The organism is Paraburkholderia sp. SIMBA_027 (assembly GCF_046535315.1).
GTDB classification, from domain to species: Bacteria; Pseudomonadota; Gammaproteobacteria; order Burkholderiales; family Burkholderiaceae; genus Paraburkholderia; species Paraburkholderia tropica.
Map to the genome: position 1 here is coordinate 1 of NZ_JAWRWY010001090.1, position 255 is coordinate 255.

Here is a 255-nt window from a genome sequence, read left to right on the forward strand (position 1 = left end):
CGGGCCGTTGGCGCCTTCCACCACGATCTTGGCGCGCACCTTGGCGGCGTTGTCGGCGGTGATCTGGCTATCCAGGGCCGCCGGGATCACGAATTCGGTTTCGAGCGTCCAGAACTCGTTCTTGTCCATCGCCTGGCCGCCGGAGAAGCCGCCCACGCCGCCATGCTGCGACACGTGCGACAGCAGCTTGTGGACGTCCAGGCCGGCGGCGTTGTGCACCGTGCCGGTGTGGTCCTGCGCCGCGATGACCTTGGC

Annotated in this window: 1 pseudogene; it reads right to left on the reverse strand. The window is 68.2% G+C overall.

Annotation, left to right across the window (positions count from 1 at the left end):
* Window positions 1-255: pseudogene (locus SB764_RS42485) on the reverse strand (Glu/Leu/Phe/Val dehydrogenase); the annotation flags it as partial.